Raw genomic sequence first — 25,115 nt, forward strand, 5'->3', positions numbered from 1 at the left:
CGTACTTGTTTGATTTTATAGTTAAATGCAAAATTTATACATAGTCTGTTCGTACTAAATTCAGCTATTCGTTTCAGGCTGGTAGCGGGTGGGATCCGCAATTTTCGCGCTGATGAAACCTTGCCGGCGCAAACGGCAGGAATCGCAGGTTCCGCAGGCCGATCCATCCTCTCCGGCCTGGTAGCAGGAAACGGTGAGGCGGTAATCCACACCCAGTTCTATGCCGCGGCGGATGATTTCCGCTTTCGAAAGGGCGACCAGCGGTGCACGAATGCGTATGGCGTTGCCTTCAACAGCGGATTTGGTGGCAAGGTTGGCCATTTTCTCGAAGGCCTCCAGATATTCAGGGCGACAGTCCGGGTAACCCGAGTAGTCTACCGCATTGGCACCGATGAAGATGTCGCGGCAGCCCAGTACCTCCGCCCATGCCAGCGACAGCGACAGCATGATGGTGTTGCGTGCTGGTACATAGGTAACGGGGATGCCGGCCGATGGGGCAGTAGGCACGGCAATATTTTCGTCGGTCAGGGCTGAGCCGCCGAATGCCGTCAAATCGAGTTTAATCGTGCGTTGCTCGCTGGCTCCCAGCGCGGCAGCAACACGTTGTGCGGCTTCCAGTTCTGAGCCGTGGCGCTGACCGTAATCCAGGCTCAGGCAATGGCAGGCAAATCCTTCGCTGCGGGCGATGGCAAGAGTGGTGGCGGAATCCAGTCCGCCCGACAGTAGCACAACTGCTTTGTTCAAGATGGCATTCCCCTCAAATGGCTTTCAATTCTACACTTAGCCATTCCGGTTTTGAATCAAACTCGAAAAGCGATAAAATCGACCTTTTTTGCGGGAAAATACCATGATCTGGAAGCCCAATGTCACCGTGGCGGCGGTGATTGAGCAAGATGGAAGGTTCCTCTTGGTAGAGGAAGAAACCGGTGAGGGCATACGCTTCAATCAGCCTGCCGGCCATTGGGAAGATGGCGAGACGCTGGCGCAGGGTGCTGTTCGCGAAGCGCTGGAAGAAACCGCTTATCATTTCACTCCGGAGTGGTTGCTGGGCATTTATCGCTGGCGTCACCCCCGCAAGGATATCACTTACCTGCGCTTTGCCTTTGTCGGGAGCGTGCACGGACACGAGCTACAGCGACAGTTGGATAGCGGCATTCTGCGCGCCGTATGGTTGAGTCAGGAAGAAATTCGAGCCACGGCTGAGCGTCACCGTAGTCCACTAGTTCTTCAGTGCATTGAGGATTATCTGGCCGGCACACGTTATCCACTGGAACTGGTTACCCACCTTTCCTGATGAGGGCGTGGTTGATCCTGGTGATGTTGTGTTTCGGCCTTGCCGCGCAAGCCGATGAAGTCAGTATTTGTTACAACTATGACTGCGCCGTAACCGCCAGGGTTAATCTTCGTGCGTACCAACTGCGCGCAGCCAGAAGGTTGTTGCTGCGCGCAACGGATGCGGCTGAGGAAAGAAAGGCAATTTCCCTGGTGATCGGACTGTTCGAGGTTGCCGCTGGACGGCAGACTCCGACCCGGGCTGATAAAGGCCGCAATGTGAATGATGATGGCGTGGATGGGCGGATGGATTGTATTGATGAGGCGGCCAATACTACTACCTATCTGCGCTTGCTGGAAGGACAGGGTTGGCTTAAGTACCACCGTGTTGTGGAGCCGGTGAAGAGGGCGCCGCTTTTGGTGAACGATCACTGGGCGGCGCGCATCGTGGAACAAAAGACTGGCCAGGAGTTCGCGGTGGATTCCTGGTTTTTCGATAATGGACAACCGGCATTCGTGGTGCCGTTGAATGAATGGCTTGCTGGAGCGGAACCTGATGAGGAATAAGCGTGTGGTGGTGGGCATGTCGGGCGGGGTGGATTCCGCTGTCGCGGCGTTGCTGCTGAAGCGACAGGGCTATGACGTGGTTGGCTTGTTCATGAAGAACTGGGAAGATGACGACACCGAAGACGGCTATTGCCCGGCCAAGCAGGACTTCATGGATGTGCTGGCGGTGGCCGAGAATATCGGCATTGAGGTCGAGGCGGTGAACTTCGCCAAGGAGTATCGGGAGCGGGTGTTCTCATTATTTCTGCGCGAGTATCAGGCAGGCCGTACTCCCAACCCGGACGTGCTGTGCAACTCTGAAATCAAGTTCAAGGCCTTTCTCGATCATGCCATCGCGCTTGGTGCCGACAAGATCGCTACCGGCCATTATGCGCGAGTGCGGGAGCGGGCCGGGCTGTTCGAACTGCTCAAGGCGGAAGACGGCAGCAAGGACCAGAGCTATTTCCTGCATCGCCTCAATCAGATACAGTTGTCCCGGACGTTGTTCCCGCTGGGCGAGATCTACAAACGCGAGGTGCGCGAGATTGCCCGCGAGGCCGGTGTGCCGGTTCATGCCAAAAAGGACAGCACCGGCATTTGTTTTATCGGCGAGCGCCCGTTTCGAGAATTTCTTTCCCGCTATCTGCCGAAACAACCGGGCAATATGGAAACGCCAGAAGGTAAAGTGGTGGGGCAACACGAGGGGCTGGCCTATCACACCATCGGCCAGCGGCAGGGGCTGGGCATCGGGGGCCAAGGCGAGCCGTGGTTCGTCGCCGGCAAGGATATGGTGCGCAATGTGCTGATCGTGGTACAGGGTCATGACCATCCTGTCTTGTTCAGAGAAGGTCTGGTTGCCGCCGACCTGTCCTGGGTGTCAGGCCATGCGCCCCATACGGATTGGGTCTATGCTGCCAAGATTCGTTACCGCCAGGCGGATGCGCCGTGCAGTATCCATCGCGTAGATAGGGAAAGCTGCGAGATTGATTTTGCCCAGCCACAATGGGCAGTGACGCCAGGTCAGTCGGTGGTGGTGTATGAAAGCGAAGTGTGCCTGGGGGGAGGGGTAATTCTTTAGTCCTGAGTCCTGAGTAGAAAGTGCTGAGTGGATGGTATCGCTGCGCGATGATGTTTTGCACTCAGCACTCAGCACTCAGCACTCAGCACTCAGCACTCAGCACTCAGCACTCAGCACTCAGCACTCAGGCTGAAGGTGGCAGGGTTTCCTTGAAAGACGGTCGCTGCGACAGTTTGTCGGCGAGACGGGCCAGTACAGGGTGAGCCTTGCGCCATTCGATCTCGGGAAAGCGCAGGTCTAGGTAACCCATGGCGCAACCGGTGGCGATGTCGGACAGGTTGAAAAACTCGCCGGTGCACCAGTTCTTTTCGCCCAGTTCTTCCGCCATTGCTTCGAGGCCGCGGAATACCTTCTGTTCCTGGCGCAGAATCCATGCCGGGCTTTGCTGCGATTCCGGCCGTTTCTTCTCGATATAGATCGCAGCAGCGGCGTCGGATACGCCGTCGGCCAGCGCCTCCCAGCGGCGTACTGACAGACGCTGGCGGCTGTCCTTGGGAATCAGCTGGGACACCGGGCTGACCGTGTCGAGATATTCGGCGATCACGCGCGAATCAAACAGGGTGTGGTTGTCGTCCAGCACTAGCACCGGTACCATGCCGAGCGGGTTGTAGTCCGGCACGTGAGAGTCCGCTTCCCATGGGCTGTCGATCACCTGTTCGTATTCGATGCGCTTTTCCGCCAGGACAATGCGCACTTTGCGCGCGAACGGGCTGGTAGGGGTCATGATCAGTTTCATTTCTTGCTACACCTGCGTCAGTTTGATGATCTTGTGCGGATGGTATTCCTCCATCCTGTCAAAGTTGAGGTAACGGTAAATATTCTCGGCCTCTGGAGCGATCTTGCTATTCACCAGATCAAGATACTCCTGCACCGTCGGGATGCGGCCCAGACGCGCGCAAGCTCCCGCCAGCTCGGCAGAACCGAGGTAGACGCGGGCGCCTTTACCCATCCGGTTGTCGAAGTTGCGGGTGCTGGTGGAGAATACCGTGGCATTGTCCGCCACCCGCGCCTGATTGCCCATGCACAGGGAACAGCCGGGCATTTCGGTGCGTGCACCGGCGCGGCCAAAAACACCGTAGGCGCCTTCTTCGCGTAGCTCTGATTCATCCATCCGGGTAGGCGGTACCACCCACAGGCGCGGCGTCACCAGCCCGGCATCCTCGATCATTTTCGAAGCGGCGCGGTAATGTCCGATATTGGTCATGCAGCTGCCGATGAATACTTCGTCGATCTTGTCGCCAGCGACGGCGGACAGCGGTTTGATGTCGTCAGGGTCGTTGGGGCAGGCGACCAGAGGTTCCTTGATAGTAGCGAGGTCGATCTCGATGATGTGTGCGTATTCGGCGTCTGCGTCCGGCGCAAGCAGTTCGGGCTTGGCCAGCCAGGCTTTCATGGCGTCGATGCGGCGCTGCAGGGTGCGAGCATCCTGGTAGCCATTCTCGATCATATTGCCAAGCAGGGCGATGTTCGAGTTGAGATACTCGATCACGGGTTCCTTGTTGAGACGCACCGTGCAGGCTGCAGCGGATCTTTCAGCCGAAGCATCGGAAAGCTCGAACGCCTGCTCTACTTTCAGGTCAGGCAGACCTTCGATTTCGAGAATACGGCCAGAGAACACATTTTTCTTGCCCTGTTTGGAGACCGTCATGGAGCCTTCCAGTATCGCTGCGTAGGGGATGGCATTGACCAGATCGCGCAGGGTAATGCCCGGCTGCATCTTGCCCTTGAAGCGCACCAGCACCGATTCCGGCATGTCCAGCGGCATGATGCCCATGGCCGCGCCAAAGGCGACCAGGCCGGAGCCGGCGGGGAAGGATATCCCGATCGGGAAGCGGGTATGGGAGTCACCCCCGGTGCCGACAGTATCAGGCAACAGCATGCGATTCAGCCAGGAGTGGATGATCCCGTCGCCTGCCTTGAGGCTCACGCCGCTGCGGCTGGCCATGAAATCCGGCAGGGCATGTTGCAGCTTGATATCTATTGGTTTGGGGTAGGCGGCAGTGTGACAAAAGCTTTGCATCACCAGATCTGCAGAGAAGCCGAGGCAGGCGATTTCTTTCAACTCGTCGCGGGTCATGCCGCCGGTGGTGTCCTGAGAACCAACAGTAGTCATTCTGGGCTCGCAATAGGTGCCGGGGCGTACGCCAGCCACGCCGCAGGCACGGCCTACCATTTTTTGCGCCAGGGTGTAACCCTTGCCGGAATCATTGACCGGGGTGGGCAGGGCAAACAGCGTAGAGTGTGGAAGGCCGAGTGCGGTGCGTGCCAGGGTAGTGAGACCGCGACCGATAATCAGTGGGATACGACCGCCTGCGCGCACTTCGTCCGCCAAGGTGACTGGTGTCAGGGTAAAGCTGGCGATGAGCTTGCCGGCTTCGTCAGTGACCTGGCCCTTGTAGGGATGGATGACGATCACGTCGCCGGTATTCAGGGTGGAAACATCAAATTCAATCGGCAATGCGCCCGAGTCTTCGGCGGTATTGAAGAAGATTGGCGCGATCTTGCTGCCCAGTACGATACCGCCAGTGCGTTTGTTGGGGATGTGGGGGATATCCGTACCCATATGCCACTGCACCGAATTGATCGCGGATTTGCGCGAGGAGCCCGTGCCCACTACGTCGCCGACGTAGGCGATAGGCAGGCTCTTTTCCTTGAGCTTGGCGATGGTGGCAAGGCCGTCAGGCATTTTGGCGACCAGCATTTCTGTGGCGTGGAGCGGAATGTCGGGGCGCGACCAGGCTGCCTGGGCTGGTGACAGGTCGTCAGTGTTGGTTTCCCCTGGCACCTTGAACACCACGGTTTTGATTGCTTCTGCCAGCGCGGGCTTGGCGGTAAACCATTCGCCGTCAGCCCAGGACTGAATCAGGGCTTTGGCATGGGCGTTGCCCGCCTTCATCCGGTCGGCGACTTGATGGAAAGCGTCGAAAATCAGGATGGTGCGTTTCAGCGCTTCGGCAGCATCGGCGGCAAGATGGGTATCCAGCAACGCGATCAAGGCGGTGACGTTATATCCACCCAGCATGGTGCCAAGCAATCTGACTGCATGTTGCGGATTTACCAGCGGCGAACTTGCTCTGTTGTTGGCGATATCGGCGAGGAAAGCCGCCTTGATTTTGGCAGCATCGTCCACGCCGGCAGGAGTGCGGTTTTCCAGAAGGTCGACGAGGAAAGCTTCTTCACCCGCAGGTGGATTCTTCAGCAGTTCGACTAGCGCCGTAGTTTGCTCTGTATCAAGAGGTAGAGGCGGCAGGCCAAGCGCGGTGCGCTCGGCAGCATGGTCACGATAGGCTTTAAGCATGGTATGCGCTCGATAAAGAAAGTATTTTTCAATACGCCATTATATCCGTTATTGACAGGTCGCTTAACCATTCTTGGAAAGCAGGTTATCCGTATTATAAAAAATGGGCGGCCGAAGCCGCCCCAAAACGGAGACACAACAAAAAAACTTCAGAAGTCGCTATTTCAGCTTTTTGATGCCCAGTACATTGAGGACATATTTTTCATAAATCGGTTCGGTAGTGCCTTTTTTCATTTTTCGCAAAAAGTACTTCTCGAAGGCGATCTTGGCCAAGTGCACCCATTTACCCTCCTTGAACCAGTTGACGTTGCGCGGCGGGATTTGCGGCAGCGCCACGAAGGCTGCGCCGGTGTCGCCGAAATCGGCCAGGCAGATGGCGTTCCAGGTGGCTTTATGATCGGGTACGTTGCCGTCGAGCATCGCGCATATGTTGTGAACGGCGGCGCTGACCATGCTCTCAAGCATGTAGCCGGTCTTGGGTGCGCCGGTTGGCACAGGGGTGGATTCAACCGGCGGAATGTCGACACATACGCCCACTGCGTAGATATTGTCGTACTCGGGATTGCGCTGGTAGGGATCGATCAGGATAAACCCGCTCTGATTGGTCAGGCCATCAATACCGGATACCGCGTCTACGCCCTTGAAAGCCGGCAGTATCATCGAATGTTTAAAGGGCAATTCGTGCTCCTTTTTGACATTTCCCATGTCGTCCAGTTCGGTGACGAACATCTTGCCCGGTGCGACCCGGCTGATCATGGCGTTGCATATCCATTTGATATGGCGCTCGCGCATGATTGATTCCATCATCCCCCTCGAGTCGCCCACTCCACCCAGGCCAATATGGCCGACGTAGGGTTCGGGGGTGATGAAGGTCATCGGCACCTGGTCGCGGATCTTGCGTCTGCGCAGGTCGGTTTCCATGATCATGGCGAATTCGTAGGCAGGTCCGAAGCAGGAAGCGCCCTGCGCGGCGCCGACGACAATCGGCCCGGGATCCCTGATGAACTGGTTCCATGCCTTGCCAGCTTCGACTGCGTGATCGACGTGGCAGATGGAATACGTATTTTTGCCCGGACCCATGCCTTCCACTTCGTCGAAAGCGAGCTTCGGGCCGGTAGCGATGACCAGAAAGTCGTAATCGACGATTTGGCCGTTCATGAGTTCGATCTGGTCTTTTTTTGGGTGCACTCGTTTCGCTGGTGTAGCGATCAGGTTGATGCCGTTGCGCTCGAAATAGGGGGCGATCGGAATCTCGATGTCTTCGCGGGTGCGCCAGTTAACGGCGACCCAGGGGTTGGAGGGGACGAAGTGGAAATTGGGTGAATCAGAAATTACGGTGACTTTATCCCAGGGCCGAATCTTCTCCCGCATTTCATACGCACACGTCATACCGCCGGTGCCTGCGCCGAGAATTACGATATGTGCCATATGCACGAGTTCTCTGGAGTTAATGCTCTTGTTTTCAAGGTGATCAATTTCAGTTCGACAAGGGATTACCAGACGAAGACTCGGGTCATTGCTTCCAGCCCCTCGTCTACGATGGCCTGCAGGTCTTCCGGCGCGTCCTCGCTTTCCATCGCCAGGCGGGTGTAAATTGACAGTGACTTCAGCGCACAGGCGATCTTGGCGACATCGCAGGCGGTCGTATCATCCAGGTTTACACCTTCCCGCAGATTCCATTGGACAGACATTCTGTTTTCCTTAAAAAAATGGGCGGCCGAAGCCGCCCAAAACGGAGGCACAACAAAAAATGATGCTTTATTTTTTCTTCTTGATACCGAGTACGCCGAGTACGTATTTCTCGTAAATCGGTTCGGTGGTGCCTTTTTTCATCTTGCGAATGAAATATTTCTCGAAGGCGATCTTGGCCAGATGCACCCATTTCCCTTCTTTGAACCAGTTGACGTTGCGCGGTGGAATCTGCGGCAACGCTACGAATGCGGCACCAGTGTCGCCGAAGTCGGCCAGGCAGATGGCGTTCCAGGTGGCCTTGAAATCCGGCTCCTTGCCGTCAAGTACAGCGCGGATATTGTGTACCGTAGCGGTGACCATGGTTTCGATCATGTAGCCGGTCTTGGGCGCGCCGGTTGGCACCGGGGTGGCTTCTACCGGCGGAATGGCGACACACACGCCGATTGAGTAAATATTGTTGTATTTAGGGTTGCGCTGGAATGGATCGATCAGGATGAACCCGCGCGGGTTGGTCAATCCCTCGATCCCGAATACGGCATCCACACCCTTGAAGGCCGGCAGCATCATCGAGTGTTTGAATGGCAGTTCGTGTTCCTTCTTGACGTTGCCCATGTCATCCATTTCGGTGACGAACATCTTGCCGGGTTCGACTTTGGTGACCTTGGCATTGCAAATCCACTTGATGTGGCGGTCGCGCAAGGCTGATTCCATCAGTCCCTTGGAGTCTCCTACGCCGCCCAGGCCGAGGTGGCCAATGTAGGGTTCGGCAGTGACAAAGGTCATCGGTACCTTGTCGCGGATCTTGCGTCTGCGCAGGTCGGTGTCCATGATCATGGCGAATTCATAGGCAGGCCCATAGCAGGAAGCCATCTGCGCGGCACCCACTACGATCGGGCCCGGATCCCGAATGAATTGGTTCCATGCATTGCCGGCTTCGACTGCGTGATCGACGTGGCAGATGGAATGCGTATTCTTGCCTGGCCCCATGCCTTCTACTTCGTCGAATGCGAGTTTCGGTCCGGTGGCGATGACAAGGAAATCATAGTCGATAATCTGGCCGTCGGTCAGTTCGATCTGGTTTTTTTCCGGGTGAACGCGCTTCGCCGGTGTCGCGATCAGATTGATGCCCTTGCGCTCGAAATAGGGCGCGATGGGAATGGTGATGTCTTCCTTGGTGCGCCAATTGACCGCAACCCAAGGGTTGGAAGGGGTGAATTGGAATAGTGGGGAGTCCGAAATAACGGTGACCTTGTCTTCGGGGCGAACTTTCTCCCGCATTTCGTACGCGCACGCCATGCCGCCGATGCCTGCTCCTAGAATGATGATATGTGCCATGTATACAGTTCCTTATGAGTTAAGATTTTTCTTGGGGGATTTTTTTGGAGTAGTCCCGAGCTACCAGACGAAAATCCGGGTCATCGCCTCAAGCCCTTCGTCTACGATGGCTTGCAGGTCTTCCGGCGCGTCCTCGCTTTCCATCGCCAGGCTGGTATAGGCTGACAGGGATTTTAGCGCACAGGCGATCTTGGCAACTTCGCTGGCAGTAGCGTCGTCCATTTTTACACCTTCGTGAAGTGTCCAATTTGCGGTCATCTTTTTTCTCCGTGTTAAAAGGGTTACGGTATTCCTTTAAGCAATCAACGTGCCAATAATTACCATTGTTGATTATTAAGGGTATTTATGCGATGCCATTTTTGTTGTGACAGACTGTCATGCCAATATGTCAGTCATAGTCACTCATAGAGGAAAACTTTCTAGCCCTGTTGAGACCACAACTTTTTGATTTACATGGCAGCTTGGTCATGGGTATACTTTGTCATGACAATCTGTCATGAGGTGATGCTAACAAATGAACGATCTTTCTCTCGACCTGCAATCTCTGATCAATATCCAGGAAAATCCATTCGTCCTGATCGATAAGGATTACCGTGTGGTTTCGGCAAACAATGCTTATTGTCAGGTATATGGTTTGAATCCGGATGAGATTGTGGGCCGTTTGTGCCACGAAATTTCCCATCATTCCTCCGTTCCCTGTCATGAGAACGGCGAGGTCTGTCCACACCAGAAGGTATTTGCAACCGGTGAGGCTTGCCAGGTACTGCATATTCATTACGACAATAATAATCGCGCTGAGCGGGTGCGCCTCAAGGGATACCCGATTCGCGGGCGGGACGGTTGTCTTTACTTGGGCGAGGCTATCGTACCGTTGTCATCTTCAGAAGAACTGGATTGCGACGAGATGCGCATGATTGGCCATTCGCCCGCTTTTCTGGAGTGCGCAGACAAGCTGAGCCGAGTGGCCGAGTCGGATGCTCCGATACTGTTGTATGGGGAAAGTGGCGTCGGTAAGGAACTGGCGGCGGAATTCGTGCACAAGCTTTCAACTCGGGGCGGCCGTCCCTATGTCTCAGTCAATTGCGCTGCTATCGCTGAATCCATGTTTGAGAGTGAATTCTTTGGCCACGAGCGAGGTGCTTTCACGGGCTGTGTCGGACGCAAACAAGGATTGTTTGAACTGGCGGGTGGCGGAACGCTGTTTCTCGATGAAATCGGGGAAATCCCACTTTCAATGCAACCCAAGCTCCTGCGTGTGCTGGAAACCGGAGAATTCCGCCGGGTGGGTGGTACGGTTACCCTGACAGCGGATGTGCGGATTATTTCCGCCACCAACCGGAATTTGCTGGAGAGGGTGGACCAAGGGTTGTTTCGCGAGGATTTGTATTACCGAGTCGCCGGGATCGACGTGATGCTTCCCTCTCTGCGTGAGCGGCGCATGGATATTCCTGCGCTGGCTGACGCGTTGCTTGCCCGCATCAGCGGGGCAGGGAAAAATATTCCCAAACTTGCTGCAGACGCCATTTCACGGCTGATGAACTACGATTATCCCGGTAACGTTCGCGAACTGCGTAATGTTTTGCAGAAGGCGGTTGCTTTGTCCAGCAAAGGGATCATTCATGCCAAACATATTCAATTCGACAGCATGAATGAGGTAAAAGCACAAACGGCAATGCGAACGGGGGTTTCAGTGGGCAGTAGTCCGGTGCTTCCTCCAATGGTGAGCGCTCCTTCCGCTATCTCCATTGAGGAAATGGAAATTCGTCATATTTGCGAATTGCTGGAACATCACGGCGGGCATCGGCGCACGGTGGCGGATATCCTCGGTATCAGCGAGCGTACGTTGTACCGTAAACTGAACCGTTACGGGTTGCACCCCGCGAAAGATTGATAAGTAGGTTATTATTACAGGACGGTGTTTTGCCGGTAATGTCTTTGAAATATCAACTGGGAGAGAATATGAAAGCAAACGTGGGTGGTATTGACAGGGTGTTTCGCATTGTGGCCGGGATAGTGCTGCTGGCCTTGGTGTTCGTCCTCAAGAGCGAAGACGGCCACCTGTGGCTGTGGGGCCTGATTGGCATCGTGCCGCTGGCCACCGGGCTGATGAACTGGTGCCCGGCCTACAGTCTGTTCGGTGCGAGTACTTGCTCAGCGGAAAAAAAGAAGTAAAGTTATCGGCTTTGATTTATAAAGGCGCAGGATATTCGTCCTGCGCCTTTTGTCTTTTTGCGGTTAGACACTGACGGCTTTTTCGTTGTTCTCGGCAAATTCGAGACGGACCTTCTCCTGTTCGTCGATATCCACCACGACCTTGCCGCCATGGGCCAGTCGGCCAAACAGCAATTCGTCCGCCAACGCCTTGCGGATGGTGTCCTGAATCAACCGCGCCATCGGTCGTGCACCCATTGCCGGGTCGAAGCCATGCTTGGCTAAATGATCCTTCAGTGCGTCAGTAAACACGGCATCTACTTTTTTCTCGTGGAGCTGTTCATCCAGTTGCATCAGGAATTTGTCCACCACACGCAGGATGACCTCGCGGCTGAGCGGCGCAAAGGAGATGGTGCCGTCCAGGCGGTTTCTGAATTCCGGGCTGAATAGCCGTTTGATTTCCGCCATTTCATCGCCTTGCTGCCGTGCAGTGGTGAAGCCGATGTTGCTCTTGGTCAGCGATTCGGCGCCGGCGTTGGTGGTCATGATGATGATCACGTTGCGGAAGTCCGCCTTGCGGCCATTGTTGTCGGTGAGCGTGCCGTGGTCCATCACCTGCAGCAGGATGTTGAAGATGTCGGGGTGGGCTTTCTCGATTTCATCGAGCAGCAGCACCGCATAAGGGTGTTTGGTGATCTGCTCGGTCAGCAGTCCACCCTGTTCGAAGCCTACATAGCCGGGCGGGGCGCCGATAAGGCGTGATACCGCGTGCCGCTCCATGTATTCGGACATGTCGAAGCGGATCAACTCGATGCCCAGAGTGTAGGCCAGCTGCCGTGCCACTTCGGTCTTGCCGACGCCGGTTGGACCGGAAAACAGGAAGGAGCCGATCGGCTTGTGCGGATTGCCGAGGCCGGAACGAGCCATCTTGATTGCAGAGGCGAGCATATCGATCGACTTGTCCTGGCCGAACACCACGGACTTGAGGTCGCGGTCGAGGGTCTTGAGGGCACTTCGATCATCGCTGGAGATATTCTTTGGCGGGATGCGCGCGATCTTGGCGATGATTTCCTCAATTTCCTTGTTGGTGATGGTCTTCTTCTGCTTTGATTTCGGCAGGATGCGCTGTGCAGCCCCGGCTTCGTCGATCACGTCGATGGCCTTGTCGGGAAGGTGGCGATCGTTGATGTAACGTGCTGACAGTTCAGCCGCCGTGGTCAGCGCAGTCGCCGTGTACTTGACGCCGTGGTGGGCCTCGAAGCGCGATTTCAGGCCGCGCAGGATGGCTACGGTTTCCTCCACGCTGGGCTCGGGCACGTCGATCTTCTGGAAGCGCCGCGACAGAGCGTGATCTTTCTCGAAGATGCCGCGATACTCGTTGTAAGTGGTGGCGCCGATACAGCGCAGCTGCCCGGAACTCAGGGCAGGCTTCAACAGGTTGGAAGCGTCTAGCGTGCCGCCGGAAGCGGCGCCAGCACCGATCAGGGTGTGGATTTCGTCAATGAACAGGATGGCGTGAGGGTCATCATTGAGTTGCTTGAGTACCGCCTTGAGGCGCTGTTCGAAATCGCCACGGTACTTGGTGCCAGCCAGCAGCGCGCCCATGTCGAGCGAGTAGACCGTGCTCTCGGCCAGCACTTCGGGAACCTCGCCCTCGACGATGCGGCGAGCCAGTCCTTCGGCAATGGCGGTCTTGCCAACACCAGCCTCGCCCACCAGTAGAGGGTTGTTCTTGCGGCGGCGGCACAGGGTTTGAATGGTCCGTTCCAGTTCCAGCTCGCGCCCGATGAGCGGATCGATCTTGCCAGCCAGAGCATGAACGTTGAGGTTTAGAGTAAAATTTTCCAGCGCACCGGCGGGAGCGGACTCCTGCTCGGACTCCTGCTCCGGATCCTGGCGAGGCGCATTGCCTTCAGGTACCTTGCTGATGCCGTGCGAGATGTAGTTCACGATGTCGAAGCGGGAAATGCCTTGCTGGCTGAGGAAATACACCGCATGGGAATCTTTCTCGCCGAAAATTGCCACCAGCACGTTGGCGCCGGTCACTTCTTTTTTGCCGGAAGATTGGACGTGCAGGATGGCGCGCTGGATCACGCGCTGAAAGCCCAGGGTGGGTTGCGTGTCCACTTCGCCCGAGCCGGCTATGGTGGGAGTCTGAGTGGTGACGAAGTCGGCAAGGGTTTTGCGCAACTCGTCGATGTTGGCGGCACAGGCGCGCAACACCTTGGCCGCGCTGGGGTTGTCCAGCATGGCCAGCAGCAGATGCTCTACGGTAATGAACTCATGGCGCTTCTGGCGCGCTTCCATGAAAGCCATATGCAATGAGACTTCAAGTTCCTGTGCGATCATTTTACTTTTCCTCCATCACGCATTGCAGCGGATGTTGATGCTGCCGGGCGAATGCCACGACCTGTTCCACCTTGGTTGCGGCGATGTCCTTGGGGTACACCCCACATAGGCCAACGCCTTCAGTATGTACTTTGAGCATAATTTCCGTCGCTTGTTCGTAGGTCTTGGAAAAATATTGCTGCAGTACCTCGACCACAAACTCCATCGGAGTGAAGTCATCGTTCAGCAATACCACATTGAACAGTGGCGGGGTCTTCAGCTTGCTTTTTACTGTTTCCAGTACCGGAGTTTCTTGACGCTTGCTACCCATTCGATTCCCTTAAGCATACTAAAGTTATTTTGACGCTGCCTGTGGATTTTTCAAGTACCACCAGGAGGGAATGAGGAAAAATAACACCCCTCTGAACGCTAGGGTTTCTTGGTAAGTTCGGCATGTTCGACACGCAATGCTTTGAGTCGCGCCTCAGCAATGGAAAGTTGGTAAAAATCGCTGTCACCCGCTTTCAAGCCAAGCTGCAGCTGCTCGATGGCGGCGACCAGATTGCCCTGTCGGGTGTAGGCTTCGGCCTGCGCCTGGTGAGAGAGCAGCATCTTGCCCTGCATGGCGTAGCCTTGCGCCTGCAATTCGTAGAGCCGGGCGTCGTTGGGAAAACGGCGCAGCCGGTCGCCGACCAGCTTCAGTGCATCGCTGATGTGGCGGTTCTGCAGCAAGGCTTCAGCGTAACCGTACACCAGTGCCCGGTGATTGGGAAAGCTTTTCAGTGCAGTCTGGTATTGGGCGAGGGCGGCACCTGGCGGGCCGGAGGCAGTCTTGATCAGTGCGTCCAGGTTTTCGGTAATTGCGTTAGGCGCAGTGATTTTGCGTAATTGTGCCAACTCCTGCTCGGCGCGCGCGGTCTCCTTGGCACGCAGCAGGGCAGCTGCCAAGCCATAACGACTGGCAGCTTCGCTGCTGTATTTCTTTTCGCGCAGCGCTTCTTCGAAGTGTGCGATTGCTTGCTGCGGCGTTCCTTCCTCGGCGCGCAGCTTGGCGCGCACTAGCTGGAATTCCAGGCTGTCAGGAACCTGGCGATAGGGCTTGTCTTCCAGGCGGTTCTGCAGGTCGGCAATGCGACCGCTGGTGATCGGGTGAGTACGAAGGTATTCCGGCGCGTTGTTTTCGTACAGACGGCTGGATTTTTGCAGTCGTTCGAAGAAAGAAACCGCGGCACGCGGGTCGAACCCGGCCTGGGTCAGTGTCTGGATGCCAATGCGGTCGGCCTCGCGCTCGTGTTCGCGGGTGAAGTCTAGCTGAGTCTGGATGGAAGTCGCTTGGGCCGTCGCCATGGCGGCATTGGCAACCTGCGGATTGGAGCGCGCAGCCAGGATCGCCACCGCCAGCGCGGCTAGCGAGGTAACCGCGCTTTGCTCCTGCTTGGCGATGATACGCGCCAGGTGGTGCTGCGTGACGTGGGCGATCTCGTGGCCGAGTACGGCGGCGAGCTCGGATTCGCTCTGTGCCGCGAGTATCAGTCCGGTATGCACACCGATAAACCCGCCTGGCAGGGCAAAGGCGTTCAAAGTGTTGTCACGCAGCACGAAAAATTCAAAATCCTGGCGATTTTCCGTACTGGAGGCTACCAGTCGGTAGCCCAGGTTGTTGAGGTAGTCGGTCAGTTCGGTGTCATCCACCAGGCTACGATCATGACGGACGTCAACCATGATGGCCTCCCCGATGCGGCGCTCGGTTTGCGGGGAAAAACCGCTTTGTGATGCCTCGCCCAAGTCGGGCAGGCCATCAGCCAACACGCCCGGCATGGTCAGCAGGGGGATGAGCAGGACTAGGTGGCGTAAATTCATGGTGCTATGATAATCGCTTTAAAATATAAGTTCAGTATTCAGGTGCCAAAAATGAGCGGATTCACCCATTTTGACGAGGCTGGACAGGCGCATATGGTGGGCGTGGCAGAAAAGTCGGAAACTCGCCGCATTGCTCGCGCTGTGGGCAAAATTATCATGCAGCCTGCAACGCTGAAGCTGATTCTGGAGGGCGGGGCCAAAAAGGGCGATGTGCTAGGCGTTGCTCGTATTGCTGCTATCCAGGCATCGAAGCGCACCTCCGAATTGATTCCCTTGTGCCACCCGCTCGCGCTCACCAAGGTTGGCGTGGAGTTCAATGTGGACGAGTCCAATGCGGCGATCGAATGTATCGTCACGGCGGAAACTTTGGGCCGCACCGGCGTCGAGATGGAGGCGTTGACTGCTGCGAGCGTCGGTTTGCTGACCATATACGATATGTGCAAGGCGGTGGATCGTGGTATGAGGATGGATGGCATACGTCTGCTGGAGAAACAGGGTGGCAAATCGGGCCACTGGGTGGCGGCTGAATAGTGGATATGGGAGGATGGGTGACGGAGCTCGCGCTCCGGAACTTGTGGTGCGGTTGCGTGGTCTTTTATTAAAGACTGGAGTAATGAGGTTGAACAGAATAAAATTATGTGCGCATAAATAAAAGTAATTGTAGATTCTCTGCTTTTTGGTATATTAGCGAACTCTGATTTTGTTGATGTAAGGAAAATATCGTCATGTTTGGAACCAATATGTTCGGCATCAAGGAAATTGATGTAGCTGGGTTGCACTCCCTGTTGAGCGAGAAAAAGAATCTTGCCCTGGTGGATGTGCGCAGTGATAACGAAGTCGCTTACGGTGTGATCGAAGGTGCGCTACATCTGCCCTTGCACCTGTTGCCGATCAAGGCGGACGAGCTCGACAAGGATGTTCATACCGTCTTCTATTGCCGTTCGGGCGCGCGTTCGGCGCAGGCCTGTGCCTTCATGGCTGCCAAGGGGCACGACAACGTGTATAACTTGCAGGGTGGCATTATAGCCTGGGCGCAGTCCGGTCTGGCAGTTGCCAAAGCGGCTTGATTTTTGTCAGGGAATAGTCGCGGCTGTTGCAATTTGCCCTTATCTATATTATAAAATCCTTTTTTACATCTAAACCCACCACTTTAGGAGACTAAGAAAAATGAACTTCGATAAAGAATTGGACGCTAGCGGCCTGAACTGCCCCCTGCCCATCCTGCGTACCAAGAAAGCTCTCGCCGAATTGACTGCCGGTCAGGTGCTGAAAGTAATTGCTACCGACCCGGGTTCCGTCAAGGATATGCAAGCTTTTGCCAAGCAGACCGGCAACGAGTTGCTGTCTTCTGCTGAAGCAGGCGGCAAATATCAGTTCTTCATGAAGAAGAAATAATAAAAATAGTTTGAAAAAATAATAATTATCTACAACCTGGAGGCAACAAATCATGTCGAAGAAACTTGCAATCATCGCGACCAAGGGTACGCTTGACTGGGCTTATCCACCTCTCATTCTGGCATCCACGGCCGCAGCCCTGGGTTATGATGTACAGGTGTTTTGTACTTTCTACGGATTGCAACTTCTTCGCAAGGATACCAGCGGACTGAAAGTCAGCCCGCTGGGTAACCCTGGCATGCCGATGAAGATGCCATTTGGACCGAAGTGGTTCAAAGATATCAACTGGAACATTCCCAATATCGTTCAGGCCAGCATTCCCGGTTATGAATCACTGGCGACCACATTGATGAAGATGACCATCAAAAACTGTGGGGTTGCCACCATCGATGAATTGCGTGATCTTTGCGTCGAGGCGGAGGTGAAATTCCTTGCCTGTCAGATGACGGTGGAACTGTTCGGATTCGAGCATAACCAATTTATCGACAATGTTGAGTTTGTTGGCGCAGCGTCGTTCTTCGAGTTTGCTGGAGAGACCGATATCTGCCTGTACATCTAATGTATGGCAGCAGGTTGAACTGATGCAGTCAAAAAAGGGCAGGCGATATCGCCTGCCCTTTTTTACTTTTAAAGGGTGAGATGAGAATGGCTTTAGTACGCGGCTGCAATTTCCCCGATGACCTGTATTACAACGTGGACGATAACGTGTGGGCTCGACACGAGTCGGACGAGACCATTGTCGTCGGTATGACCACTTACGGCTGCGCACTGTCGGGGGAGATCGTGGCCTGGACGGCAAAGAAAGTGGGTCGGGTGGTTGACCAGAACAAATCCACCGGCACCATTGAGTCGGGCAAATGGGTCGGCCCAGTCAAGGCGCCCGTCAGTGGCGAAATTATTGCCGTCAACGAGGCGGCAGTCGCCGTGCCCAGCATGATCAACGTCGATCCTTACGGTGCTGGCTGGCTGATCAGGATAAAACCTTCCGACTGGACAGGGGAGTCCGGCTCGCTCCTGAGTGGGTTGGCTGCGGCCGAGGCGTTCGAGGCCAAGATGCAGACAGAAGGTTTTCCGGGCTGCGCATAATTGTTGCCTGCCGACTGCATTTTTTTACCGCAAAGGGCGCCAAGGAACGCGAGGTAACCCATGTTGTTGTGTTTCTTTTGCGTCCTTGGCGCCTTCGCGGTTCAATGTTTTGTTGAACTGCATTATGGAGCCCGTCATGTTTAATGACTGCGGCGGTGCTTAAATGGATTGGCTGAACATTGCAGCAAAGATCGAGCCACTGGAAGGCCTCTCACTGGATGCCGCCCTAGTAGGGGAAATGCAGTGTGCCGCTGATACAATGGACGACAGCATCGATTTCTATACGCCAAGCTTCAAATCCTACGCCACATCCGAAATCGCCTCCTGCAGCAAGAGCGCCTGGCCAGCAGTTTCTATTACCGGACCGGACTGTAAATTGCAGTGTGATCACTGCAAAGGCAGAGTTCTCGCAAGCATGATTCCGGCCCGTACTCCGGAAGAATTGTGGCGCGTAGCCAACCAGCAGATCGAACACGGCGCTCGTGGCATGCTGCTGACCGGAGGCTCCAACCATCACAACGAAGTCGAGTACGATCCTTACTACGCGACTATCCGGCATATCAAAGAGGTATTCCCGGAGTTCAGGATCGCACTGCATACGGCACTGGTGGACAGGGATATGGCGCTACGTATGGAGGACAGCGGCATCGATGCCGCCATGATGGATGTAATCGGCGCGCAGGAGACCATCACCCAGGTCTATCATCTGAAGCGCAGCGTGGACGACTTCGAGCGCTCACTGGAGAATCTGGTGGCGACGCGCCTTAAGGTGGTGCCGCACATCGTGTTGGGGCTTCATTACGGTCACCTTCTGGGCGAACGGGTTGCGCTGGAAATGCTGCGCCGCCACCAGCCGGCAGCCGTTGTGCTGGTGGTGGTGATGCCGTTCTACGCACCGGCCCACCAGCCTTTCGGCGTACCTGACAGCCTTGAAGTCGGCCGTTTTTTTCTCGACGCGCGACAGGCCTTGCCGGATATCCCGTTGCTGCTCGGTTGTGCGCGACCGGCAGGTCAGGTCAAGGCCGAGATCGATGCCTATGCGCTGATGGCCGGTTTGAATGGGATCGCGCATCCTGCCGACGGCATGGTCGAACTGGCGGCTCGGCTCGGCCGGAAGGCGCGTATTGCCTCTGCTTGCTGTTCAATGGCAGTGGGTGGCGAGATGGTGATGGGGGGCGGAGTATGGACAAAACTTGGCGCGTCATCGATACCGGCCTGAGGCCGGCGGCGGAGAATATCGCCCTCAACCGCGCCCTGCTTGAAGCGCGTCAGGCCGATGAAATCCCCAATACCCTGCGGTTTTTGCGCTTCCGGCCAAGCGCGCTGCTCGGCTATCACCAGAGTGCGGAGCAGGAGCTCGATCTCGATTACTGCCGTGCCAACAATATTACCGTACAGCGCCGTATCACTGGCGGAGGGGCGATCTACTTCGATGAAACCCAGATCGGCTGGGAACTCTACCTTACCAAAGAGACTCTCGGCTGCGCCGACATGGAGCAGATTGCTCGCCGCATCTGTGTAGCGGCGGCGCGGGGAATCTCTGCCTTGGGCGTCGAGGCGAGATACCGCCCGCGCAATGACATCGAGGTGGAGGGAAAAAAGATCTCCGGAACCGGCGGCGCGTTCGAGGGTAATGCCCTGATGTACCAGGGCACGCTGCTGCTTCGGTTCGACGTGGAAAAAATGCTGCGCGTGCTGCGCATCCCGGCCGAAAAGCTTTCTGACAAGGCAATTTCTTCGGCGCGGGAGCGGGTGACGAATTTGGCCGATTTGCTTGATCAGGTGCCCGACCTTGAGGTGGTCAAGGCGGCGCTGACCGGGGCATTCACCAAGGAGTTCGGTGTTTCTTTCGCCCCGGGCAATCTGGCTGCGGCAGAGTTGGCGCGTTATCAAGATGCCCTGGCCGAGATCGGCCATCCGGACTGGGTCAATCTGATTGACCTCCCGGCGGAAGATATGCCGATCCTGCAGGCATCGCGCAAATTCTCCGGTGGCTTGCTGCGGGTAAGCCTCGCGTTTGATGCGCGCGCCGGTCGTATCAGGCAAGTGTGGTTCAGCGGCGATTTTTTCGTCAGCCCGAAGCGCGCGGTGGTTGATCTGGAGGCGGCATTACGCAATGTGCAGCTGGATGGGGTCGAAGAAATAATCCGGTCGTTTTTCGCTCGGCAGCAGGCGGATTTGTTGATGCTTACACCGGATGATTTTGCAGCAGTGATCCGGCAAGCTGTCGGATGAGAGTGGAAGTGGATGTGCTGGTGGTCGGGCTCGGTCCGGCTGGCGCCGCGGCGGCATTGGCCGCAGCGCAAGCCGGGTTGCGCGTGGCCGCGGTGGAGTGTCGTAAGGAAATCGGTGTGCCGGTGCAGTGTGCCGAATTCATTCCCTTGCCGTTGGCTCGTTACGCTGTGCCCGAGGGGGTGTCGCAGCAGCGCATTCGGGGCATGACCAGTCACCTGCCTTCGGGGTGGGTGGAAAAAAGTGATGCGCCCGGCCTGATGATAGACCGCGCCGCATTCGATCAGGCATTGGCTCGGCAGGCTGGGCAAAGCGGCGCCAGGCTGTACTTGAACAGCCGCCTGACCGGTCTGGATGGCGCAGGTTCGTCGGCTATTGTGCTTACGCCACAGGGAGAGATATATTTTGATTATCGGCTGCTAATTGCAGCTGACGGGCCGCACTCCTTCGTGGCTCGGTCGCTCGGGCTGCCCCGGCAGGAAACGGTACACACCCGGCAATACACCGTACCGCTGCCTGAGGTCGCAGAGAATACCGAAATCTGGCTGTCGCCAGACTATCCTGGCGGCTATGCTTGGCTATTTCCCAAGGGCAGGGTAGCCAACCTCGGCCTCGGTGTGGACAAGCGCTTTGCGGCTGACACCAAGGCAGCGCTGGATGCGCTTCACCTCAAGCTCGTTGTGGAGGGCAGAGTGGGGGCGGATATCTTGTATCGAACCGGCGGGTCGATTCCGGTCAGCGGCCTGCGCCAGAATTTGGTGGTGGGTAACGTTCTGTTCGTCGGGGATGCGGCTGGGTTGACGCATCCCATTACCGGTGCCGGCATCGCCGCCGCCGTGGTGTCTGGTGAATTGGCAGGGCAGGCTGCAGCGGACAGGTTGATGGGGCACGAGGATAATGCGTTGATGAATTATGAAAATACTGTCCGCGAACAATTCAGTGCCAGTCTGGAGCGAGCTTTGGTGCGTCGAGCCGGGTTAGGGAAGTGTTGGGGTAGGCCAGCGGCGAGTGAGGACAGGGTGCAGCGGCGCGGATGGGTCGCTTTTCCGGAATATTACGAGGAGCCATAGCGTGATTGAGATGCCCCCTGATTTTTACCATCCCGATTACCGCATCAAGACGCCGACGATGCGTTCTCCCGAATACGTCCAGATGAGCACGGCAGCCGCCATCACGCTCGGCTTGGTGCCGGGCCGCATGTATCGTACCGACTGCACGCATTGCCTTAACTTGCTGCTGACTTATCCCGAGGGCTGCCGCGCCAATTGCGCCTATTGCGGCCTGGCGCGGCACCGCGAAGAAACGCGCGATTATGCCGACCGCAACTTCATCCGGGTGGATTGGCCGGCGCTGAGCTACCGGGAAGTGATCGCACGCGTTCGAGCTGGCGGGGACAAGGGACGGTTCCAGCGGATGTGCATTTCCATGATCAGCCATCCTGATTCAAACCTCGATACGCTGGAGTTGCTGACGCAATGGGTCAGTGAGTTGCCGCATATTCCGGTTTCCATCCTCTCCAATCCCACTACCATGGAACGCGATGATCTGGTGCGCCTCAAGCAGGCTGGCGCAGATATCTTTACCGTGGCGCTGGACGCCTTAACGCCGGAAATCTTCGAGCGCACCCGAGGCAAGGTCGTGGACAGCCCGCACCGCTGGGAAAAATACTGGCAGGCGATAATCTGGGCGGCGGATATTTTTGGTCCGGAAAAATTCGGAGTGCACCTGATTTGCGGCATGGGGGAAACGGAGCGCGAATTGCTCGAAGTGGTGCAACGTATCAAGGAGTTGGGCGGCCATAGCCATCTGTTTGCCTTCTTCCCCGAGAATGGTTCCCTGATGGAAGATAGTCCGGCCTGCGGGCCTGCACAATGGCGGCGGGTGCAACTCGCGCGCTACCTCATCGACTATGCGGGTGGTGAATTTCGTCGCATGGTGTTCGATGAGGCTGGGCAGGTGGTTGATTTTGGCGTGGAGGGAAGCGAATTGGCAAGGTTTATCAACGCCGGCAAGCCATTCCGTACTTCCGGTTGTCCGGGCAAGGACGATGCTGAAATATCGGCATGCAACCGACCTTATGGCGACAGCAATCCGGCCAACATATTGTCATACCCATTTAAGTTAGGTCCGGAAGATATTGAAATCGTTAAACTTCAGATGAAGGGTGAAATTGTTAAACCATTTCAGGAATAAACCCGATTGTTGCGAAAAAGCAACAAAGCTACTTGTTGTTAATTTATTGTTTATAATTGATATTTAGTAAATTAGATGGGGCTAATATACTAAAATCTTTAGAAAGTGTTTGAGACATGTAACAGTTTGTGACATATTTCAGACCATGGCTAGCGAAAGGTCTGGATTGGGTTATCAATCAGGAACGAATTCATTCCGGCCGGGCATAGAGAATTTACGAATTGATCAACGGAGGGCACACAAGATGAAATTAAAAGCACTGGTAGGCGTTTTGGCTGTTGCAGGTCTGGCAATGCCAGGGATCGCTTCTGCAACCAACGGTTATTTTTCCCATGGCTACGGTATTAAAGCCAAAGGCATGGGTGGCGCAGCCACCGCGACGGCTAGCGACGCCATGGGCGGCGCAAACAATCCGGCCAGTATGGTGTTTGTCGGTGATCGTTTGGATGTCGGCATTGATTGGTTTAGCCCGAAACGAGCTGCAAGTCGTACCGGTGCCGCATCGGCTGGCGGCTCTCTGGATATGAACGAGGCCAGTAGCAGCAACGATTTTTTAATTCCTGAATTTGGCTACAATATGATGCTGGGCGAAAAAATGTCGCTAGGCATTACTGTTTACGGCAATGGGGGCATGAATACTGATTACCAGAATGGCAGTGCAATTCCGGGAACCGGTTGCGGTGGTTCGGCTAACGTGTTGTGCGGTTCAGGATCTACAGGTGTTAATCTGGAGCAAATGATTGTTGCGCCGACCTTTGCTTACAAGGTCAACGCCAGCAACTCCATCGGCGTATCGCCCTTGTTCGTTTATCAGCGATTCAGTGCGAAGGGCCTGCAGGCCTTTGGTCCGCTTTCTTCTGATTCTACAAAGCTAACTAATAATGGCCATGATTCCTCCACGGGTTGGGGTGTCAGGCTTGGCTGGCAGGGCAAGGTAACGGATGCCGTGACCTTGGGCGCAACCTATTCACCCAAGATCGATATGAGCAAGTTCAAGCGCTATGCTGGTTTGTTTGCAGAACAGGGCGATTTCGATATTCCGATGAACTGGAATCTGGGCGTGGCATTCAAGGCTACTCCGGCAATAACGGTTGCACTGGATTATCAGCACATTGATTACAGTGGTGTTAAAGCGATTGCCGATTCCGGTATAACTGCTGGATATGCCGGTACAACAAGCCCACTTGCCTTGGGTGGGAGCAACGGACTGGGATTCGGTTGGTCCAATGTTAACGCCGTGAAGTTGGGTGTCGAATATAAGTACAACGACGCACTGACACTTCGTGCCGGTATCAATCATGGTGATAACCCGATTAAATCGGGTGAAACAACCTTCAACATTCTTGCTCCCGGCGTTGTGACGGATCACTACACTTTGGGTGCGACCTATGGTGTAACCAAAGATTCTGAAATTACGGTTTCCTATATGCATGCTCAGGAGAAGTCTGTTTCTGGTCCGACTTCCCCGTACTTTGGTGCTTCTGTTAGCACGGGCACCGAAACCATCAAGATGTACCAAAACTCGCTGGGTGTTGCTTACGGCATGAAGTTCTAATCTGGCCGTTATCTAGAGCACATTCGTGAAGTAAGCAAAAAAAGGGGCTGGAGGTGAGAAATCACTTCCAGCTTTTTTTATTTAAAATTATAAAATGATATGGAGACAGCATGAATCGCATCTTGAAAAATCTGTTGCTAACCGCTTTGACCCTGGGTCTGAGCATGGGGTCCGCCTTGGCGGACGAAAAGCTCAAACCCTTCACGCTGGGTTCCAAGGGACCCGGCACCGTAGCAGAAAAGGTAGCAGCAGCAAAAACTGCACTGCAGACTAACGGTTTTACCATCGCCGGCAGCTATTCCCCATATCCTGAAACCACGATCATCGTGGTGACCAATGATGAGATGAAGACCACGGCGGCTAAAACAGAGAATGGCGGTTTTGGCGCGGCTCAGCGGGTCGCGGTGACCAAGGTTGGCAATGATGTACAGGTTTCCTATACCACGCCGGCTTACATGGCCAATGGCTATCGCATGGCCAGCGAACTGCCGCAGACTTCCGAGAAACTGAAGGCTGCGCTGGGCAGTGTTGAAGAGTTCGGAGCCAAGGGGCTGACCGCCTCGAAGCTGCGCAAGTACCACTATATGTTCGGCATGGAGTATTTCGACGAGCCTGTTACCCTGGCTGAATATGGCAGCTACGAGGAAGCCGTAAAGGCAGTCGAGGCTAATCTGGCAGCTGGCAAGGGTGGCTGTACCAAGGTTTACCGTGTTGATGTCACCGGCAAGAAGGAGTCCGTATTCGGTGTGGCCATGAAGGGGGGCGACAAGTACATGGATGACAAGTACATCATGGGCCAGATCGACTCTGAGGATCTTAAGGGCTCTGCACATCTGCCCCATGAAATGCTGGTTACTGGCAACAAGGTCATCGCACTGTATGCACGCTTTCGTATCGCCCTTGACTTCCCTGACCTGAAAATGTCGGGTTCGAACAGCTTCATGAAGATCATGGAATCTCCAGAAGCGATCAAGAAGGCCATGACACAGGCGGCTGGCGGCAAGGAATAAAATCAACAATAAGCCGGAAACGGCTTAATAAGAAGAATTGACCCCGCTTCGGCGGGGTTTTTTATTTTGCGCGCCTGACAGGGA

Annotated in this window: 26 protein-coding genes; 16 read left to right on the forward strand and 10 right to left on the reverse strand. The window is 55.5% G+C overall.

Annotation, left to right across the window (positions count from 1 at the left end):
- Positions 1–60: 60 nt before the first annotated feature.
- Positions 61–747: a 7-cyano-7-deazaguanine synthase QueC gene (gene queC / locus SCD_RS03885; protein ID WP_041673313.1), complete on the reverse strand. Its 687-nt coding sequence runs from the start codon at positions 745–747 to the stop codon at positions 61–63.
- A gap of 100 nt (positions 748–847) precedes the next feature.
- On the opposite strand from queC, the gene SCD_RS03890 reads away from it, so the two are divergent.
- The 3 genes from SCD_RS03890 to mnmA are packed head-to-tail and all read left to right on the forward strand — an operon-like array spanning position 848 to position 2,896.
- Entirely contained in the window at positions 848–1,294 is a 447-nt protein-coding gene (locus SCD_RS03890; protein ID WP_009206429.1) for an NUDIX hydrolase, read from the forward strand.
- Positions 1,294–1,839, forward strand: coding sequence for a hypothetical protein (locus SCD_RS03895; RefSeq protein ID WP_051338768.1), 546 nt, complete (start codon positions 1,294–1,296; stop codon positions 1,837–1,839). The genes SCD_RS03890 and SCD_RS03895 overlap by 1 nt, the downstream gene beginning before the upstream one ends.
- Positions 1,829–2,896 carry a tRNA 2-thiouridine(34) synthase MnmA gene (gene mnmA / locus SCD_RS03900; RefSeq protein ID WP_021035772.1) on the forward strand — a complete coding sequence of 356 codons (1,068 nt, stop codon included), beginning with the start codon at positions 1,829–1,831 and terminating at the stop codon, positions 2,894–2,896. The genes SCD_RS03895 and mnmA overlap by 11 nt, the downstream gene beginning before the upstream one ends.
- Positions 2,897–3,020: 124 nt before the next feature.
- On the opposite strand, the gene SCD_RS03905 is transcribed toward mnmA, so the two are convergent.
- The 6 genes from SCD_RS03905 to SCD_RS03930 all read right to left on the reverse strand — a co-directional run bounded on the left by SCD_RS03905 (position 3,021) and on the right by SCD_RS03930 (position 9,479).
- A complete protein-coding gene (locus tag SCD_RS03905; protein WP_009206426.1) occupies positions 3,021–3,632 on the reverse strand; it encodes a glutathione S-transferase in 612 nt (203 codons plus the stop codon).
- A gap of 6 nt (positions 3,633–3,638) precedes the next feature.
- The gene (acnB, locus tag SCD_RS03910; protein ID WP_009206425.1) at positions 3,639–6,194 is read right to left on the reverse strand and encodes a bifunctional aconitate hydratase 2/2-methylisocitrate dehydratase; all 2,556 of its coding nucleotides are present in this window, start codon (positions 6,192–6,194) and stop codon (positions 3,639–3,641) included.
- Positions 6,195–6,353: 159 nt separating this feature from the next.
- Positions 6,354–7,622, reverse strand: a complete 1,269-nt coding sequence (locus tag SCD_RS03915) for an NAD(P)/FAD-dependent oxidoreductase (RefSeq protein WP_009206424.1) — start codon at positions 7,620–7,622, stop codon at positions 6,354–6,356.
- Positions 7,623–7,687: 65 nt separating this feature from the next.
- Positions 7,688–7,885 carry a hypothetical protein gene (locus tag SCD_RS03920; protein WP_009206423.1) on the reverse strand — a complete coding sequence of 66 codons (198 nt, stop codon included), beginning with the start codon at positions 7,883–7,885 and terminating at the stop codon, positions 7,688–7,690.
- 67 nt (positions 7,886–7,952) lie between these two features.
- Positions 7,953–9,221: an NAD(P)/FAD-dependent oxidoreductase gene (locus SCD_RS03925; RefSeq protein ID WP_009206422.1), complete on the reverse strand. Its 1,269-nt coding sequence runs from the start codon at positions 9,219–9,221 to the stop codon at positions 7,953–7,955.
- A gap of 60 nt (positions 9,222–9,281) precedes the next feature.
- Positions 9,282–9,479, reverse strand: a complete 198-nt coding sequence (locus SCD_RS03930; protein ID WP_009206421.1) for a hypothetical protein — start codon at positions 9,477–9,479, stop codon at positions 9,282–9,284.
- A 256-nt stretch (positions 9,480–9,735) separates the two neighbouring features.
- Here SCD_RS03930 and SCD_RS03935 point away from each other — a divergent pair, with 256 nt between their 5' ends.
- Positions 9,736–11,112: a sigma-54 interaction domain-containing protein gene (locus SCD_RS03935; RefSeq protein ID WP_009206420.1), complete on the forward strand. Its 1,377-nt coding sequence runs from the start codon at positions 9,736–9,738 to the stop codon at positions 11,110–11,112.
- 68 nt (positions 11,113–11,180) lie between these two features.
- The gene (locus SCD_RS03940; RefSeq protein WP_009206419.1) at positions 11,181–11,393 is read left to right on the forward strand and encodes a YgaP family membrane protein; all 213 of its coding nucleotides are present in this window, start codon (positions 11,181–11,183) and stop codon (positions 11,391–11,393) included.
- A gap of 63 nt (positions 11,394–11,456) precedes the next feature.
- Here SCD_RS03940 and clpA read toward each other — a convergent pair whose 3' ends face one another.
- From clpA to SCD_RS03955, 3 genes are all read right to left on the reverse strand, one after another.
- Positions 11,457–13,721 (reverse strand): ATP-dependent Clp protease ATP-binding subunit ClpA, encoded by a 2,265-nt coding sequence (gene clpA, locus SCD_RS03945; protein WP_009206418.1) that lies wholly within the window; start codon positions 13,719–13,721, stop codon positions 11,457–11,459.
- A gap of 1 nt (position 13,722) precedes the next feature.
- Positions 13,723–14,031: an ATP-dependent Clp protease adapter ClpS gene (gene clpS / locus SCD_RS03950; RefSeq protein WP_009206417.1), complete on the reverse strand. Its 309-nt coding sequence runs from the start codon at positions 14,029–14,031 to the stop codon at positions 13,723–13,725.
- A gap of 98 nt (positions 14,032–14,129) precedes the next feature.
- Positions 14,130–15,560 (reverse strand): M48 family metalloprotease, encoded by a 1,431-nt coding sequence (locus tag SCD_RS03955; protein ID WP_009206416.1) that lies wholly within the window; start codon positions 15,558–15,560, stop codon positions 14,130–14,132.
- 51 nt (positions 15,561–15,611) lie between these two features.
- Between SCD_RS03955 and moaC the strand changes: the two genes are divergently transcribed.
- The 11 genes from moaC to SCD_RS04010 all read left to right on the forward strand — a co-directional run bounded on the left by moaC (position 15,612) and on the right by SCD_RS04010 (position 25,031).
- Entirely contained in the window at positions 15,612–16,091 is a 480-nt protein-coding gene (gene moaC, locus SCD_RS03960) for a cyclic pyranopterin monophosphate synthase MoaC (protein WP_009206415.1), read from the forward strand.
- Positions 16,092–16,285: 194 nt separating this feature from the next.
- Positions 16,286–16,627, forward strand: a complete 342-nt coding sequence (locus SCD_RS03965; protein ID WP_009206414.1) for a rhodanese-like domain-containing protein — start codon at positions 16,286–16,288, stop codon at positions 16,625–16,627.
- Between the two features lie 100 nt (positions 16,628–16,727).
- Positions 16,728–16,955, forward strand: a complete 228-nt coding sequence (locus tag SCD_RS03970) for a sulfurtransferase TusA family protein (RefSeq protein WP_009206413.1) — start codon at positions 16,728–16,730, stop codon at positions 16,953–16,955.
- Between the two features lie 52 nt (positions 16,956–17,007).
- The gene (dsrE2, locus tag SCD_RS03975; protein WP_009206412.1) at positions 17,008–17,514 is read left to right on the forward strand and encodes a sulfur carrier protein DsrE2; all 507 of its coding nucleotides are present in this window, start codon (positions 17,008–17,010) and stop codon (positions 17,512–17,514) included.
- 86 nt (positions 17,515–17,600) lie between these two features.
- Positions 17,601–18,041 carry a glycine cleavage system protein H gene (locus SCD_RS03980; RefSeq protein ID WP_021035773.1) on the forward strand — a complete coding sequence of 147 codons (441 nt, stop codon included), beginning with the start codon at positions 17,601–17,603 and terminating at the stop codon, positions 18,039–18,041.
- 163 nt (positions 18,042–18,204) lie between these two features.
- Complete coding sequence (locus SCD_RS03985; protein WP_009206410.1) at positions 18,205–19,260, forward strand: radical SAM protein; 1,056 nt, start codon at positions 18,205–18,207, stop codon at positions 19,258–19,260.
- A complete protein-coding gene (locus SCD_RS03990) occupies positions 19,224–20,276 on the forward strand; it encodes a lipoyl protein ligase domain-containing protein (protein WP_009206409.1) in 1,053 nt (350 codons plus the stop codon). The genes SCD_RS03985 and SCD_RS03990 overlap by 37 nt, the downstream gene beginning before the upstream one ends.
- Positions 20,273–21,343 (forward strand): geranylgeranyl reductase family protein, encoded by a 1,071-nt coding sequence (locus SCD_RS03995; RefSeq protein ID WP_009206408.1) that lies wholly within the window; start codon positions 20,273–20,275, stop codon positions 21,341–21,343. Before SCD_RS03990 ends, SCD_RS03995 begins: the two co-directional genes overlap by 4 nt.
- A 10-nt stretch (positions 21,344–21,353) precedes the next feature.
- Positions 21,354–22,466 (forward strand): radical SAM protein, encoded by a 1,113-nt coding sequence (locus SCD_RS04000; RefSeq protein ID WP_041673670.1) that lies wholly within the window; start codon positions 21,354–21,356, stop codon positions 22,464–22,466.
- Between the two features lie 244 nt (positions 22,467–22,710).
- Positions 22,711–24,021: an OmpP1/FadL family transporter gene (locus SCD_RS04005; RefSeq protein WP_009206406.1), complete on the forward strand. Its 1,311-nt coding sequence runs from the start codon at positions 22,711–22,713 to the stop codon at positions 24,019–24,021.
- A 110-nt stretch (positions 24,022–24,131) separates the two neighbouring features.
- Positions 24,132–25,031, forward strand: a complete 900-nt coding sequence (locus SCD_RS04010) for a hypothetical protein (RefSeq protein ID WP_009206405.1) — start codon at positions 24,132–24,134, stop codon at positions 25,029–25,031.
- The last annotated feature ends 84 nt before the right edge of the window (positions 25,032–25,115 follow it).

Source organism: Sulfuricella denitrificans skB26, assembly GCF_000297055.2.
Lineage (GTDB): Bacteria > Pseudomonadota > Gammaproteobacteria > Burkholderiales > Sulfuricellaceae > Sulfuricella > Sulfuricella denitrificans.